Origin of the sequence: Streptomyces sp. NPDC093795 (genome assembly GCF_044764665.1) — a bacterium.
Taxonomy (GTDB): domain Bacteria; phylum Actinomycetota; class Actinomycetes; order Streptomycetales; family Streptomycetaceae; genus Streptomyces.
On record NZ_JBIWIO010000002.1, the window covers coordinates 667,818 to 682,030 of the forward strand.

The 14,213-nt window shown below is 69.4% G+C and carries 15 protein-coding genes, 1 tRNA gene and 1 pseudogene; 8 read left to right on the forward strand and 9 right to left on the reverse strand.

Annotation, left to right across the window (positions count from 1 at the left end):
• On the reverse strand, nt 1-216 hold the full coding sequence (locus tag ACIRB7_RS08005; RefSeq protein WP_403593926.1) for a zinc ribbon domain-containing protein: 216 nt from the start codon (nt 214-216) through the stop codon (nt 1-3).
• A 77-nt stretch (nt 217-293) separates the two neighbouring features.
• Nucleotides 294-1,631: a hypothetical protein gene (locus ACIRB7_RS08010; RefSeq protein WP_403593929.1), complete on the reverse strand. Its 1,338-nt coding sequence runs from the start codon at nt 1,629-1,631 to the stop codon at nt 294-296.
• A gap of 359 nt (nt 1,632-1,990) precedes the next feature.
• On the opposite strand from ACIRB7_RS08010, the gene ACIRB7_RS08015 reads away from it, so the two are divergent.
• The 5 genes and pseudogenes from ACIRB7_RS08015 to ACIRB7_RS08035 all read left to right on the forward strand — a co-directional run bounded on the left by ACIRB7_RS08015 (nt 1,991) and on the right by ACIRB7_RS08035 (nt 6,905).
• Nucleotides 1,991-2,065: transfer RNA gene (locus ACIRB7_RS08015), tRNA-Val, on the forward strand.
• 773 nt (nt 2,066-2,838) lie between these two features.
• A complete protein-coding gene (locus tag ACIRB7_RS08020; protein WP_403593932.1) occupies nt 2,839-4,260 on the forward strand; it encodes an RNA-binding domain-containing protein in 1,422 nt (473 codons plus the stop codon).
• A 20-nt stretch (nt 4,261-4,280) separates the two neighbouring features.
• Nucleotides 4,281-4,898, forward strand: a pseudogene (locus ACIRB7_RS08025) (UTRA domain-containing protein).
• Between the two features lie 147 nt (nt 4,899-5,045).
• Complete coding sequence (locus ACIRB7_RS08030; RefSeq protein WP_403593935.1) at nt 5,046-5,855, forward strand: restriction endonuclease; 810 nt, start codon at nt 5,046-5,048, stop codon at nt 5,853-5,855.
• A gap of 450 nt (nt 5,856-6,305) precedes the next feature.
• A complete protein-coding gene (locus tag ACIRB7_RS08035) occupies nt 6,306-6,905 on the forward strand; it encodes a DUF4231 domain-containing protein (protein ID WP_403593937.1) in 600 nt (199 codons plus the stop codon).
• A 57-nt stretch (nt 6,906-6,962) separates the two neighbouring features.
• Here ACIRB7_RS08035 and ACIRB7_RS08040 read toward each other — a convergent pair whose 3' ends face one another.
• A complete protein-coding gene (locus tag ACIRB7_RS08040) occupies nt 6,963-7,412 on the reverse strand; it encodes a lamin tail domain-containing protein (RefSeq protein ID WP_403593940.1) in 450 nt (149 codons plus the stop codon).
• A gap of 125 nt (nt 7,413-7,537) precedes the next feature.
• On the opposite strand from ACIRB7_RS08040, the gene ACIRB7_RS08045 reads away from it, so the two are divergent.
• Nucleotides 7,538-8,344 carry an MBL fold metallo-hydrolase gene (locus ACIRB7_RS08045; RefSeq protein WP_403593943.1) on the forward strand — a complete coding sequence of 269 codons (807 nt, stop codon included), beginning with the start codon at nt 7,538-7,540 and terminating at the stop codon, nt 8,342-8,344.
• Here ACIRB7_RS08045 and ACIRB7_RS08050 read toward each other — a convergent pair.
• Entirely contained in the window at nt 8,286-9,044 is a 759-nt protein-coding gene (locus tag ACIRB7_RS08050; protein ID WP_403593946.1) for a GntR family transcriptional regulator, read from the reverse strand. The two genes, ACIRB7_RS08045 and ACIRB7_RS08050, sit on opposite strands and share 59 nt — an antisense overlap.
• 189 nt (nt 9,045-9,233) lie before the next feature.
• Between ACIRB7_RS08050 and ACIRB7_RS08055 the strand changes: the two genes are divergently transcribed.
• Both ACIRB7_RS08055 and ACIRB7_RS08060 read left to right on the forward strand, forming a co-directional pair.
• Complete coding sequence (locus ACIRB7_RS08055) at nt 9,234-9,458, forward strand: hypothetical protein (RefSeq protein ID WP_403593949.1); 225 nt, start codon at nt 9,234-9,236, stop codon at nt 9,456-9,458.
• Nucleotides 9,459-9,602: 144 nt separating this feature from the next.
• Nucleotides 9,603-9,863 (forward strand): DUF2277 domain-containing protein, encoded by a 261-nt coding sequence (locus tag ACIRB7_RS08060; RefSeq protein WP_403593952.1) that lies wholly within the window; start codon nt 9,603-9,605, stop codon nt 9,861-9,863.
• Here ACIRB7_RS08060 and ACIRB7_RS08065 read toward each other — a convergent pair.
• The 5 genes from ACIRB7_RS08065 to ACIRB7_RS08085 all read right to left on the reverse strand — a co-directional run bounded on the left by ACIRB7_RS08065 (nt 9,823) and on the right by ACIRB7_RS08085 (nt 14,069).
• Nucleotides 9,823-10,452 (reverse strand): DedA family protein, encoded by a 630-nt coding sequence (locus ACIRB7_RS08065; RefSeq protein WP_403593955.1) that lies wholly within the window; start codon nt 10,450-10,452, stop codon nt 9,823-9,825. The two genes, ACIRB7_RS08060 and ACIRB7_RS08065, sit on opposite strands and share 41 nt — an antisense overlap.
• Before the next feature lie 110 nt (nt 10,453-10,562).
• Nucleotides 10,563-11,063, reverse strand: coding sequence for a DoxX family protein (locus tag ACIRB7_RS08070; protein ID WP_403593957.1), 501 nt, complete (start codon nt 11,061-11,063; stop codon nt 10,563-10,565).
• A gap of 156 nt (nt 11,064-11,219) precedes the next feature.
• Nucleotides 11,220-11,864, reverse strand: coding sequence for an HNH endonuclease family protein (locus ACIRB7_RS08075; protein WP_403594415.1), 645 nt, complete (start codon nt 11,862-11,864; stop codon nt 11,220-11,222).
• 306 nt (nt 11,865-12,170) lie between these two features.
• A complete protein-coding gene (locus tag ACIRB7_RS08080) occupies nt 12,171-12,839 on the reverse strand; it encodes an HAD-IA family hydrolase (protein WP_403593960.1) in 669 nt (222 codons plus the stop codon).
• 255 nt (nt 12,840-13,094) lie between these two features.
• Complete coding sequence (locus tag ACIRB7_RS08085) at nt 13,095-14,069, reverse strand: peptidoglycan-binding protein (RefSeq protein WP_403593962.1); 975 nt, start codon at nt 14,067-14,069, stop codon at nt 13,095-13,097.
• Between the last annotated feature and the right edge of the window lie 144 nt (nt 14,070-14,213).

Below are 14,213 nucleotides of genomic sequence, written 5' to 3' on the forward strand. Positions count from 1 at the left end.
TCAGCCGCAGCAGCCCCCACCGCAGCAGCCGCCCCCGCCGCCGCCGCTCGGCGCGGGGGCGGAGCCGGCGGAACCGCCGACGGCCACGGCCGAGAGCAGCTTCACGGTGTCGTCGTGCCCGGCGGGGCAGGAGGCGGGATCGGAGGACTCGGCCATGGGACGGCTGAGCTCGAAGGTGTCGCCGCAGGTGCGGCAGCGGAATTCGTAACGAGGCATGGGACCAGGCTAGGGCCTGCGCCCGGCGGTGGGCAGGGGGGCCGCTCACGGGCCAAGGGCAGCCGCCCCGCCCCGGCTCAGTGACCGGCGCCCCGCTCCTCCCGGATCTGCCCGACGACGTGCGCGGCCGTGGCCCGTACGCCCTCCAGTTCGGTGAGGAAGTGCCAGTAGTCCGGGTGGCGGCCCTCCAGGGTGTCGACCGCGCGGTCGAGCCGGGCGACGGCCTCATCGAGGGGCCGGGCGTGACGGGGCTCGGGGGTGCTGCGCCCGTCCATCGCGAGCCGCTGGGCGTCCCGTACGGCGAACCGGGTGCGGTCGATCTCCGCCTTCGGGTCCTTCGCGACGGCGTTCAGACGGCGCAGCCGGTCTCCGGCGGCGGAGACGGCCTCGTCGGTGGCGTCGAGGAGCGCGCGGACGGTCGAGAGCATCGACGTGGCGTCGGGCCAGCGCTGCTCGGCCCGCGCCTTCCCCGCCTCGGCGAGCCGCTCCTCGGCCTGCCGGAGCGTGTCGGCGGCCTGCTCCGGCACGTGCTGGAGGTCCTGCCAGCAGGACGCGGTGAAACGCCGCCGCAGCTCCGAGAGGACCGGCTCGACGCCCCCGGTGCGGGTGGTGAGCGCTTCGGTGCGGGTACGGAGGGACACGAGGCGCCGGTCGATCTCGGCGGCCCGCTCGGGCAGGCGCTCCGCCTCGGCCCGTACGGCTTCGGCGTCACGCAGGACCCGGTCGGCGCGCTGGAGGGTCTCGGGGACGCCGTGCCGGCCCGCGCCCTCGTTGAGCCGGGTCAGCTCGGGCCCGAGCTGGGCGAGCCGCAGCGCGAGGTCGTCGGCGCGCAGCCCGCTCTCCCGTACGGCGTCGAGGGCGCCGCTCGCGCCGCGCAGCGCCTGCCGGGCGCGCTCGACGGCGGGGGCGAGGCGGGCGAGCTGTGTCTCGGCACGGTCGAGGAGCGGCCCGAGGCCCTGCTCGTACCGGTCGAGCTCGCCCTTCACCCGGTCCAGTTCGTCCTTGGCGCGGGTCAGTTCGGCGCGGGCCCGGCCGGCGGTCGCCGCGTCGAGCTCGTCGCGGTCGAGGTCGTGGGCGTCGACGGCGCCGATGTAGGTGAGGCTGACCTCGTCGATACGGCGCCCGAGGGCTTCGAAGCCCTCGACGGCGCGGCGCGCCTCGGGGGAGCTGTCGACGGCGGTGATGGTCTCGACGGAGATCCGCAGTCCGCGCTGGGCGGTGTCGAGCTCGTAGAAGGCCGAGGCGGCGGCGTCCTTGGCGGCCTGGGCCTCGGCCCGCTGCCCCTCCCCCCGCCCACCGAACCAGCGACGGGTCCCCCCACCGGCGAAGGCGTGCGGCAGCAGGGCACCGAGCAGCAGGGGCAGCGCGAGAGCGAGCCGCAGCCCGGAGACCGAGCCTCCGGCCGGCCGGACCATCGTCCCGGCCCCGCGGGGCCGGGACCCCGTACGTGTCTCTCCCCGGCTCGGCGCGTCACGACGCCGAACGCCGCTTGCCCCCCTCGCGTCGCTCGCCGCCACGTACCTCTCCCGTGCTGTGTCCGCCGTGCCCGGTCTGGTTCATTCTCCCACCCGGTAGGGACGCGCACACGGGCCGGTCAGTTCGCCGAGCGGAAGGCGACGTCGCCGTAGTCGCCGCGGGCAAAAGCGGAGAGTCCCCCAAAGCCACGCCCCCCGTCACGCCCCGTCACGACCGAGCCACTCTCCGCCCCCGCCGCCGACCGGGTATCCGTTTGCAGGACCCACCGGTGCGCCATGTAGGCTGTTGCCTCTTCCACGGGTGCGTAGCTCAGGGGTAGAGCGCTGCTCTTACAAAGCAGATGTCGGCGGTTCGAAACCGTCCGCGCCCACCAGCAGGTAGCAAGACAAAGGCCCAGGTCACCGGTACTGAACCGGGAACCTGGGCCTTGTTCGTTCCCCAGCCGGGGAAGCGGCGGAGGGGCGTCGGGCCAGTTACGCAAGAGGACGGCGGCGGCGTCGCCGGGCTCGCCCGGCCGGAGCTTCCTGATCTGCTCGTCGACGTGAGCGGCGATGGCGTGGTCACGACGGCTCCCGGATGCGCAGATCAGGTGCTCCTTGGACGACCTGTTCCAATGCATCGTCTTGAACGCCAAGGCCCACGCGGTATGGCAGTACTAGTGCGGTAAGACCTTGTTTACTTCATCAAGGCACCCGCCGTGCACGGCGCGGCCCGTCGCCCGGGCCTGCGCTCCTGTCTGCGCCCCGCTCCAGCCCGGGCGCCGTCCGCAGGCCTGGCAGCTTGGGTTGATGGGTGACGAACCCACGATGCGGCGGAGGCGGTACGCGAGTGCGGGTCAGGACGATGCCTCGGGTGGGGGCGCTCAGGCTCCGGGATGGAGGGGGCCCGTTCGCGGGTGCCGGCCGGTGGGATGTGGCGGTGGGGGCTCCATCCCGTCTGCCGTCGACCCAGGCAGAGCCGAGCAGACACGGCGTGTGGGCCGACGGCAGACTTGGGAGCGAGGTGTCCGTTTGCCGCATAGGGCGGCTGGATACCTCTTGGCCCAGCACCTGAGCCACCGCTCTTTTCATAATTCCCGATGCCAAGGACCCTCAACCGGCTAGAATTGGCGGCTCAGCTTTGTTCGGACCGACCCCTGGAGCGCGGGTGGAAGAGCGTCAGATTTCCCTGGCGGAAGCAAAGGAAATCATCGCCAAACAGGAATCCCATTTCTGGGATTTCAAAAGCGCTTTGAGTGACGGAAAGAAAATCCAGGAGATCTCCTCCTCTCTGGCCAACTCGGAGGGCGGCGAGTTTATCGTAGGGATCGAAGACGAAAAGCGCGCAACCGGAATCGACAGGTGGCGAGGCCTGGAAAACATCGAAGCCGCGAACTTCATTCACCAGAACCTGGTGAATGAAGTCAGCCCTCCTATTCCGTACGACATGGAATATCTGTGGATCTCCGAAGAGCCTGAACGCGGAGTCTGCTGCCTCGTAACCGTCCAGAAGAGCTCTGACGTGCACAAGACATCCAAAGGAGACGTGTATCAACGGAGGGGTGCGCAGACGCTCAAACTGACGGGGCATAGGATCGCGGACCTCGCCCTTTCGAAGGGGGCGAGATCGTACGAGGACCAGCTTCTGGACGACTATGAAATCGAGGAACTCAAGGACGAAAGAGAGCTGGAGGAATTCCTCTCTACGTATAGTCCCGCAACGACACCCGAGAAGTACCTGACGCGACAAAGGCTGGTTTCAAAAAAGAACGGAAAAGCCACAGTCGCTGCGGCGATCCTTTACGCAGAAGAGCCTGCAGCGGTTGTCCCCAAGCGCTGCTCTGTCAAGATTGCCCGATATGAGAGCAAAGAGAGTGTCCCGGACAGAAAGTATTTGAAGGGCACTCCCCTTTCCATCGACGGCCCTGCGCGCGTACTCATCGAGAAGACCTTGGATGCCGTAGCCGAGATCATCGAGGCGGTCCCGATCTTGGGCACGGACGGCCAGATGGCTCCCGTCAAGTATCCACCAGAGGCACTCAAGGAGATCATCGTAAACGCTGTAATCCACAGGGACTACAACGTGTCCGACGATATCCTCATCTCGATCTTCGACAACAGGGTAGAGGTTAGGAGCCCTGGGCGACTCCCCGGTCATATGACCACCGAAAATATCCTGACCGACAGATTCGCCCGAAACCCCAGCATCGTTCGACTGCTCAACAAGTACCCCGACCCTCCGAATAAAGATATCGGAGAAGGGCTGGACACGGTCATGAGCGCCATGAAGGCAGCGAAGCTAAAGGCTCCACAGTTCGTCGTCGAGGACAACGCGTTCGTGGTGGTTCTGGCACACACACCCCTTGCGCGCCCCGAGGAGCTGATCCTCGAGTATCTCCGCAACAATGAGGAGATTTCAAATAAGATCGCCCGATCGCTCACTGGCATCGCCTCAGAGAACCGAGTCAAGCAAGTCTTCTATAAGCTCAAGAATGCCGATATGATCGAGCCCGTTCCTGGCCGGATCCGCTCCCAATATGCATGGCGCCTAACCGAAAAGGGGAAGGGCCTACGGGGTTCTTTCGAGTAGGCAGCGCCAGCCTTCGACGAGTGACGTCAGGGCAGCCTCAAGTAAATCCTCAGGGTGCGCTGGAGGGGCGGGCCGGGTCCGGGACCTACGTGGCCGAGCCCCGGCGGCGGGTGCGGATGGTTCGGTCTGCGGCGCGGGAGCAGCCTGACGGATCGCTGTTCCGGGCGGACATGAAGGCCGTGGGGCGGAGTGGCGGCTGGGAGAGCTGGACCGACGCGAAGGTGGCCGCGTCGGCGGAGATCGCTGCGTGCCTCGGGATCGGTGAGGGTGAGCTGTGAGTCCGGACCGTGTACGAGTTTCTCGCCGACAGACGGCCCGTGCAGTTGTCGACGAGCTGGGAACCGTACGACCTCAGCGGCGGGATCCTCGTTGTCCTCCCCGAGGGCGGGTCTCACGCCGCGGCCGGCGCCGTGAACCGGATGGCCCAGATCGGCGTTACCGTCAGCCATGCCGTGGAGCAGCCCGAGCCACGGTGGGCTACTGCCGAGGAGGCATTACTGCTCAACATCCAGAAGGCCGCACTCGTCACTCATTTCCGCCGGACGTACTACAGCGACGAAGGGCGCCCCGTGGAGACGGCGGACATCGTCGTCCCTGCCGCACTCTGCGAGATCGTCTACGAGATTCCCATCAGGTGACAGCTGCCTAAGTTCGCCAGGAAGGGCTGGATGCTTAGGAGAGAACGAGATTTCCTCAAAGCCTGATGCAAATTAGGCTGGATTGCACAGCTCGGCAGACCTGCCTGGCCGAGATCCGAATACGACTGCGCCTCAAGGAGGCTGACGTTGGCCGTCAATAGGCCCGAATGGCAGCAGTATCAACATGAAGTTGCAGCAACGCTTTCTCAGCTCGGCTTTACGGTCCAGGTCGAGGAGAGAGTCACAGGCGCGAGGGGTGAACACGATGTCGATGTAACCGCACGGATGGCATCGGCAGGTGTCACCCGGTTGTGGGTAATCGAATGCAAGAGGTGGAATCGAGCCGTACCGAAAGAGTGCATCCTCACGTTCTCTGCAATTGTCGCCGATGTGGGAGCGGACCGTGGGCTTGTTTTTGCTGAGAGTGGATTTCAGGCTGGGGCGATTCAGGTTGCGAGAAATGCAAACCTAACGCTAACCAGCCTCGCTGACTTTCGCGAGAGTGTAGAACGTGAGATAGCGGTCATTCGAGTGCGGGGGCTGCAAGAGCGCATTACTGCGCTTGAGGACGAGTTTCAATCTGTCTGGGACTTGGATCAAGAGGAGCGGGACAGGCGAATCGCCCAGTACGTTGGACCACCTTCAGCCTTTGGCCTGTCAGGGCATAGCGCGGTTATGGCTCCTGTCCTTGCGCGCCTGTCTCAGATGAAAGAAGCGTTGAATTTCGCAAGTTTCGACCGCTGGCCCGTTGCTTATTGGCCACTGGATAGCGAGCTGTCGATCGACGTGAAAGCCTGGGAAGGTCTGCTATTTGTTATTGAAGAGACAGTTGTAACGTGTGAGCGTATCCGTGATCAAATGATGTCGCCGCGAAAGAATATTAGGGACTGGAGGGAGCTGCAGTCGCAGGAAATGACCGATCTCTTGAATGCAATTCGCCAAACTGCAGACGGGTAGAAGAGTGTGACGCTCCACGGTTGGGCTGACCGGTCTGCGAAGGTAGTTGCGAGCGCGACAGGTTGGCGTTCTCGCGATTGTGTAAGTTTCCGTCGGCGCACGTTGTGCTGCGCTATGGGGAGCCTGCCGACGATGTCGTGAGCGAGCGGGGTGAACTCTGAGCGTCGCGTGCCAGATACGTGCCAGATTGAGCGGTCAACCACGGTCACCGGAGGATCGCTGCGGCATCCACGGCTTGTGACAGCTGTCGTAGCGCGCAGAGGGGGTGAGCTGCGGTGACGGATCAGAGCTGCGGGTGCCAGGCTTACAAAGCAGATGTCGGCGGTTCGAAACCGTCCGCGCCCACCAGTACGAAGGCCCCTCGTCGATCATGGCGGGGGGCCTTCGGTGTGCTCGGGTGAGTGCTCTGGTTCGGTTGACGGGGGGTTGGTGGGGCGGTGTACTCCCCGTATGGATGAGGTGGGGGACGCGCCCGAAGCCGGGGTGCGCGGTGGTGAGATGACGCCGCAGCGGTACATCGAGACGCGGCTCTCGCAGTACCAGGAGTGGTACGACGCCAAGGCGACCCGGATGAAGGCGATGCATCTGCGGATGCGGACCGTGTCCGTCGTCGGTGCGGCGCTCGTGCCGGTGTTCGTGAATCTGGATCTGGCCTTCGCGCGGGTCACGGCCACGGTGCTCAGTGTGGTCGTCGTCGCGGCGGTGTCGCTGGAGAGCGTCTACCGGTACCGGGAGCAGTGGAAGAACTACCGGTCGACCGAGCAGCTTCTCGGGCACGAGCGGGTCTACTTCGAGGCCAAGGTGGGGCCGTATCACCAGCTGTCGAAGCGGGACGCGTTCTCGACGCTGGTCGCCCGGGTCGAGAAGGCCATCGCCAACGAGAACTCCGCGACCCTGAACGTGATGACGCTCGGCGGGCAGGTCGGCGCCGATGTGCAGCAGCAGCCGCAGGGGATACCTTCGCCGCGGGTGTCACCGGAGTCGAGCCCGAGTCCGAGTCCGGGTGTGAGTCCCAGCTCGAGTCCGAGTGCCGGGCCGAGTCCGAACTAGCGCGAGTGGGCCCCGGGGTTCTCCCGGAGCCCGTCGTGTGTCACCTGTGGTGCGGGGTCAGCACCAGGTGTAGTCGACCCGCGTCGAGTTGTACGAGCAGACGTCGACCCGCGTGCCGTTCGACTTCTTCAGGGTCGCCGTGTCGCGGTCGTTGTTCCAGACGTACGCGCCGCGGTTCTGGTAGACGTTCGCGGCGGTGTTCGTGCCGCGGCCCGTGCGGACCGTCACGATCTGGCCCTTGCCGAGGACGTAGTTGCCGAAGGTGTACTTGTGGTTCGCCACGTCCGTGAGCGTCCAGCCGCGGAGGTTGACCGCCGCGCCGGTCGTGTTGCGTATCTGCACGTACTCGGCGTTCAGGCTCGTGTTCGAGCGGTAGTCCGCGCCGGGGCTGTCGTAGTAGATCTTGTACAGGTGCACAGAGCCGGCGGCCTGCGCCTGCGTGGGCAGCAGCAGGATGCCGGAGGCGGCGGCCGCGGTCACGGCCGCGAACGTGCGTGCGCGAAGCATGAATGTCCCTCAGTTTCTGCCGGGCGCCCGCCGATGGGGCCCGACGAGCACACAGAATATGCACGCCCTTCACCTCGTCCGCACAGAAACCGATGAGTTGGCGGAGGCTTGTTTAGGATTGTCTTATGTTCGACGAGTCCCTGCGTCTCACCGTCCTCGGCTCCGCCACGCCCTTCGCCCGTCCCGGCAACGCCTGTTCGGGCCTGCTCGTCGAGGGCGGCGGGGTCCGTGTCTGGGTCGACGCCGGGAGCGGGACCCTCGCCGAGCTCCAGCGGTACGTCGCTCTCGGTGACGTCGACGCCGTGTGGATCTCCCATCTGCACGCCGACCATTCCGCCGACCTCCTCACCGCCTTCTACGCGCTGCTGTACGCGGACCTGGAGGTGTCGCTGCCGGTTCCCCTGTTCGGCCCTGCCGGAATCGCCGACCGGCTCGCCGGGTTCCTCACCAACGGCCCCGACCGCAGCCCCGTGGAGCGGGCGTTCGCCGTGGAGGAGTTGCACGACGGGCATGTCGTACGGATCGGGGGGCTCACGCTGCGGTCCCGGTCCGTCACCCACGGGCCGCCGTCCTTCGCGCTGCGTGTGGAGGACGGGGCCGGGCGCTCGCTCGCCTACTCCGGCGACTGTGAACCCTGCCCCTCGCTCGTCGAACTGGCCCGTGACTGCGACCTGTTCGTGTGCGAGGCGGACGGTGAGGGACCCGGCCATCACTCCGCCGAGCAGGCCGGCCGGAGCGCGGCCCTGGCCGGCGCACGCGGCCTCGTCGTGACCCACGTCGGGTCGGGCCTGCGGCCGGAGGGCGCCGTCGCGCGGGCTGCGTCGGAGTTCCCCGGGGAGGTCGCCCACGCCGATCCGGGGCGCCGGTTCGAGGTCACGCGTCGAAGTCGTACTCCAGGACGTACGACGACGAGTCCAGCGTCATCTCGTTGAGTTCCACGGCCGTCCCCCGCTCCGTGAACGCCGTCCGCCCGATGAGGACCACCGGCGTCCCGAACTCCAGGACCAGCCGGTCCGCCTCGTCCGCCGACGGCATCCGGCAGCGGATCTCCTCACGGAACCGCACCGGCCGGTGGCCCAGCTCGGTGAGCCGCGCGTAGGTCCCGCCCGGCCCCGTGTCCGCCTCGGTGATCGGGGTACCCCGGACCAGTTCGGCGGAGAGGTACGAGACGGAGAGCAGCACCGGCTTGCCGTCCAGGACGAAGCGGCGGCTGCGCACGCAGACGGGCGCGCCCGCCGTCAGGCCCAGCGCCCCCGCGACCCGCGCGCCGGCCGCCGTCTCGCCCACCTCGACCTGGTCGACGACCAGGTCCCGGTCCTCCACGTCCGCCGACCAGACCGAACGCCCGTTGCCCCACTGCTCGCCGGACAGCCGGGGGATGCCCCGGCGGCGCAGCGGCCGGAAGACGCGGACGAAGACCCCGGCGCCCTTGCGGGCCTCGGCGAGACCCTCGCCGCGCAGCACCGAGAGGGCCTGCCGCGCGGTCATCCGGGCCACCGCGTACGTCGTCATGAGGTCGTTCTCGCCCGGGAGCCGGTCGCCGGGCGCGAACGCGCCCGAGTGGATCGCCGTTCTCAACTCATCAGCGATGCGCTGGTACTTGGGGCGGCGAGCGCTGTCCTGGTCAGTCACGGGTGGACCACTCCCTTCATCTGCGGGACACCCTACGGCGCACCCCGAGGCGAGGGTGCACACGTGTACGCCGCCCCGCCCGGTCGATCCATCCATCGGGGGACATCTCTAGAGATACGTTGACAGGGCGGGGGCGCGGGGCTTCTCTGGGTGTCCCCATGCTTCAGGTGACCGGGACGGAGGGGACACGTGCAGCCACTGCCCGAGGTCGGTGACCTCGTCCGCGACACCGCCACCGGGCGCGTCGGTTTCTATGTGGAGAGCGTCTCCGGGCGCTTTCTGATCCGGCCCGTCCACGACGGCGGCGAGTGGGAGGCCGAGCCCGCCGACGTGCAGCTCGCCACGCCCCTGCGCGAGCTGCGGGCCCGCGCCGCCGAGATCAACGCGCGTAGCCGACGGGGGCTCGGGGCCTGAGACGGCGGGGGAGGGCGGGTGACGGCCTGGGGAAGGCGGAGAGACGGCCGGGGGAGGCCGGGTGACGGCTGGGGGAGAGCGGGGAGACGGCCGGGGATGCGGCCGTTCCGGGCCGTTGTCAGTGGCGCGCGCCACACTGGAGGCATGTGCCGCAGCATCAAGACTCTCCGACCGCCCGCGCTGCCCGAGGAGGCGACCGAGGACGACATCCGCGCCGCCGCCCTGCAGTACGTCCGCAAGGTCTCCGGGTTCCGCGCCCCCGCCGCCCACAACCGCGAGGTCTTCGAGCGGGCCGTGGACGAGATCGCCGACGCGACCGCGAGACTCCTCGACGACCTGGAGGTGCGCGGGGCGCACCCCGGCGTCAGGCGGCAGGAGCGGGAGCCACAGCCGGACGCCGTATGAGATAGGCGGCGAGACCGCCCGCCAGGAAGAGCGCGAGGGTCGACACCCCCGCGCTGAACCAGGTCGCGCCCAGCCACTGACCGCCGAGCCAGCCGAGCCCCACGCTGTACGAGGCCCAGGTCACGCCCGCGAGCGCCGACCACGGTAGGAACTCCTCCACCCGTCGCTTCGCCGCGCCCGCGCCGAGCGAGACCACGGACCGGCCTGCCGGGGCGAAGCGCGCGAGGACCACGAGCAGGCCGCCGCCCCGCGCCAGCGCGGTGCCGAGACGTTCCTGCGCCACGGACAGGCGCCTCGACCGGGCGATCGCCCGGTCGAGCCTGGCGCCGCCCCGCCGCGCGAGCCGGTACGCCAGGAAGTCGCCGAGGACCGAGGCCGTGGCCGCGCAGAGGAGCAGGGGGAGCAGTGACGGTACGTCGGGGGTGGCCGCGGTGGCCGTCGCCGCCGCCGTCGCGGCGGTGATCACCAGGAAGCCGCTCGGCAGCACGGGCAGGAAGACGTCGAGCAGGATCGACGTCGCCACCACCGGGTAGATCCATGGGCCGGCGGTGAGCGACCGCAGCGATCCCAGGCTGTCGAGCAGATTCACAGGGCCAGAGCCTACGCGGGGGCGACACGCCGCCTGCCGGGTGGGTGCCGGGTGCGGCGATCACAGCCCGTACGGCGAGGGCAGCCCCTTGCAGCCCGTACGGCGAGGGCTCAGGCCGCGACCTGTGACGCGCCCTGCTCCTCGCGGTACCCGCCCGTCTTGCGCGGCGTCGTGCCCGCGCCGCCCCGGCTCCCGAAGAGCCGGTCGAGGGCCAGCGCGCCCGGGCCCGTGAACACGAGCAGGGCGAAGGACCAGCAGAACAGGGCGGGGGTCTCGCCGCCGTTCTGCAGCGGGAAGAGGGACTCTGGCTGGTGGACCACGAAGTACGCGTACGCCATCGAGCCCGAGGCGAGGAAGGCGGCGCTGCGGGTGCCCAGGCCCGCCAGGACCAGGCCGCCGGCGACGAGCTGGATCACGGCCGCGTACCAGCCCGGCCAGGTGCCGGCCGGGACGGTGCTGCCGCCGAGGACGCCGAAGAGCGAGGCGGCGCCGTGGCAGGCGAAGAGCAGGCCGACGACGATGCGGAAGAGGCCGAGCGCGTACGGCTGGGCCTCGTTCAGACGGCCGGCGAGGCTGCTCGTGCGCCTTTCGGCGGTCGGGTTGGCGTTCATGGGGGGACTCCTTCGGCCTGTGGGGACGGAAACCGATGGCCGTAGGTTAGGCACCCCTCACTAGTACTTGCAAGTTCAACATTCGGCCGCCGGGGAGTGTGTGGCGAGGCTCACTCCCCGGCGACCATTGCTGACGGACCCTCAGGATCCTTGCGGTCAGCAGCCGTTGAGTACCGACTGGAGGGCGCTCTTCTCGGCCGAGTCGATGCTGAGGTTCCAGTGGTACTTCACGTGCACCCAGGCGCGGGCGTAGGTGCAGCGGTAGGCGGTCCTGGAGGGCAGCCACTCCGCCGGGTCGAGGTCGCCCTTCGACTGGTTGACGTTGTCCGTCACGGCTATGAGCTGCGGGCGGGTCAGGTCGTTCGCGAAGGCCTGGCGCTGCGAGGTGGTCCAGGAGCTGGCTCCCGAGCGCCAAGCCTCGGAGAGGGCGACGACGTGGTCGATGTCGAGGTCGGAGGCGACGGTCCAGGTGGCGCCGTCGTACTCGGAGTACCAGCTCCCGCTGACGGAGGCGCAGCTCGAGTCCGTGACGACGTTCACGCCGTCGCGCTTGAGGACGGTCTCACGGGTGTTGCAGGTGCCGGACTGGGTGATCCAGTGCGGGAACAGATCCCGGCTGTAGCCGGTGGAGGAACCTTCCGCCTTCACGGTGAGGGAGGCCAGGTAGGTGCGCGCCGTGGCGGCGCTGACGGGAGTGGGCATCGCGGCCTGGGCCGCCGGGGCGGTGGCGAGGAGGCCGGTGACGGTGAGGGTGGCGGAGGCGGCGAGAACGGCGAGTCGACGCGCGTAGATCATGCCGATGGGCATGTGAACTCCCTTGAGATGGGGGACCTTGGCCGGTGGCCGTCCCCGCTGGGTGCCGGGCGGTGGCCCGGTCATCGTGGCGGCGCCAGGTTTCGGTGGGGGGTGCGCCAGGTAACAGAGTGGCGACATGGACACGTCACATCAAGGGGTATGACGTGTCCTGATGGAGCGCCAGGTTCCGCCCGGCGCTCCGAGGTTCGTGGACGACGGGCGAGGTTCGTGTACGACGAGACCCCGGGCCCTTCCCGGGTCCGGGGTCTCGTCGTCTGTGAAGTGGGGCTCTGTCCCCCTGGCGGTGAGGTCCTACGGGAGGACCGTCAGGAGGATCGAGCCGTCGGCGGCGGGCTCGACCCGCAGCCGCGTGAGGTCGGCGACATGCACGTCCGGCGCGAAGGCCGCCGCCCGCGGGCCCACGCCCACGATCCGCATGCCCGCCGCGCGGCCCGCCTGGATGCCGGCCTCGGAGTCCTCGAAGACGACGCAGTCCGCCGGGTCGAAGCCGAGCTCGGCCGCGCCCTTGAGGAAGCCCTCGGGGTCCGGCTTGCTGGCCCCGACGCACTCGGCGGTGACCCGGGTCTCCGGCATCGGCAGCGCCGCGGCGCCCATCCGTGCCTGCGCGAGGGCCTCGTCCGCCGAGGTCACCAGGGCGTGCGGAAGCGTCGCGAGCGCGGCCATGAAGGCGGGGGCGCCGGGGACGGGCACGACGCCGTCGAGGTCGGCGGTCTCCTCGACGAGCATGACCCGGTTGTCGGCGTAGTTCTCCTCCATGGGCCGGTCCGGGAGGAGAACGGCCATCGTCGCGTACCCCTGGCGGCCGTGGACCACCCGGAGCACGGCGTCCGTGTCGAGGCCCTGCCGTTCCGCCCAGCGCCGCCAGCAGCGCTCGACGACGGCGTCCGAGTTGACCAGGGTGCCGTCCATGTCGAGGAGGAGGGCGCGGGCGGTGAGCGTTGCCGGGGTGGTGGCAGCCATCGGGTCTCCAGAGGGGGTGGCGCGGAGAACGAAGCGGTCCCGCCCACCGGTCAGGGTTTCGCGGGCGGGGCCACTTTGTTCTTCTACGATACAAAACCGAGGGCGGTCTTGGCCAGCCGGTCCGCACAGTCGGTATGCACAGCTGCCTGCCTGCCTGCCTGCCTGCCTGCCTGCCTGCCTGCCTACCCGCCCGCCCGGCCACCCGCCCGCCCGCCCGGCCGGCCGGGCCGGTCCGCAGGCCGGGGTCCCGGGGCCTCAGGACCCGGAGGTCTCACCCTCCAGGGCGCGGCGCGTGTCCGGGCCGTACACGCCCTCCGGATCACTCCGGATGTACTTCCAGTCCTGATATTCGGCCACCGCCTCCCGGACGTCGTCGTCGTACTTCCCGTCGATCCGGCCGCGGTAGGCGTATACGGCGGACAGCCGCCGCTGGAGCTCGCGCACCTCGGGCCCGGTGGAGCCGACGCTCAGGGTCGCCTCCTCTTCGTCGCCGTCCTCAGGCGAGGCCGCCGGGGGTGCCGTCGTGACCGGAGCCGTCGTCGGCGATGCGGTCGTCGGCGCCGCCGAGGGTGACGCCGCCGGGGGCGCCGCGGCGCCCGCCGTACTCGCCGCGGCGCTGGGCGACGCGGTGGTGCGGCTCGCGGAGGGGGTGGGCGTCGGCGACGCGGACGTCCGGCGCGGGGTGGGGGAGGACGAGGTGGGCTCCGGGCTCGCGGACGAGGAGGACGGGGACGGCTCCTCGGACACGGCGATGTTCAGCGACGCGCTCGTGGTCACCTCGGGCACGGCCGCCCGGTCCTCGACCTCGCTCCCGCCGAGCACGGCCGCCGCCAGGGCCGCCGTGCCCGCCACGGCGACGGCGGCCACCGCCGCGACCACCATGCCCCGCCTGCGCCCCCGTCCCCCCTCCTGAGCGAGCGGCGGCGGTACGTCACCGACGCCGCGCAGCAGCAGCGGCATGGTCTCGGAGGGGTCGCCGGCGGGGTGGTGGCCGCCGGTGTGCGGCTCACCCGGGAACGACTCCGCGCCGTACGCCCCCGGGCCGGGCGCGGTGTCGGCGCCCTCGACCGGCCGGATCGCCGCCAACCGGGCGGTCGGCGGATCGTCGTCCCCGTAGGCCGAGCCGTCCCCGTACGACGAGCCGCTCCTGTACGACGAGCCGTCCCCGTACGACGAAATCCCGCCCCCCGATGAGTCCCCCGATGAGTCCCCCGGCGAATCCAGCGTCACGTACGGCCTGATCCGTAGCGGATCGAAATCCTCGGCCGCCGCGACCTCCGCCCGGGCGCAGGCGCAGCCAGGTCTGTGTACACCGCATTCAGGACAGATGTGTCCGGTCATGATGGGTCCCCTCCCCGAGACAACTGCGAGCGA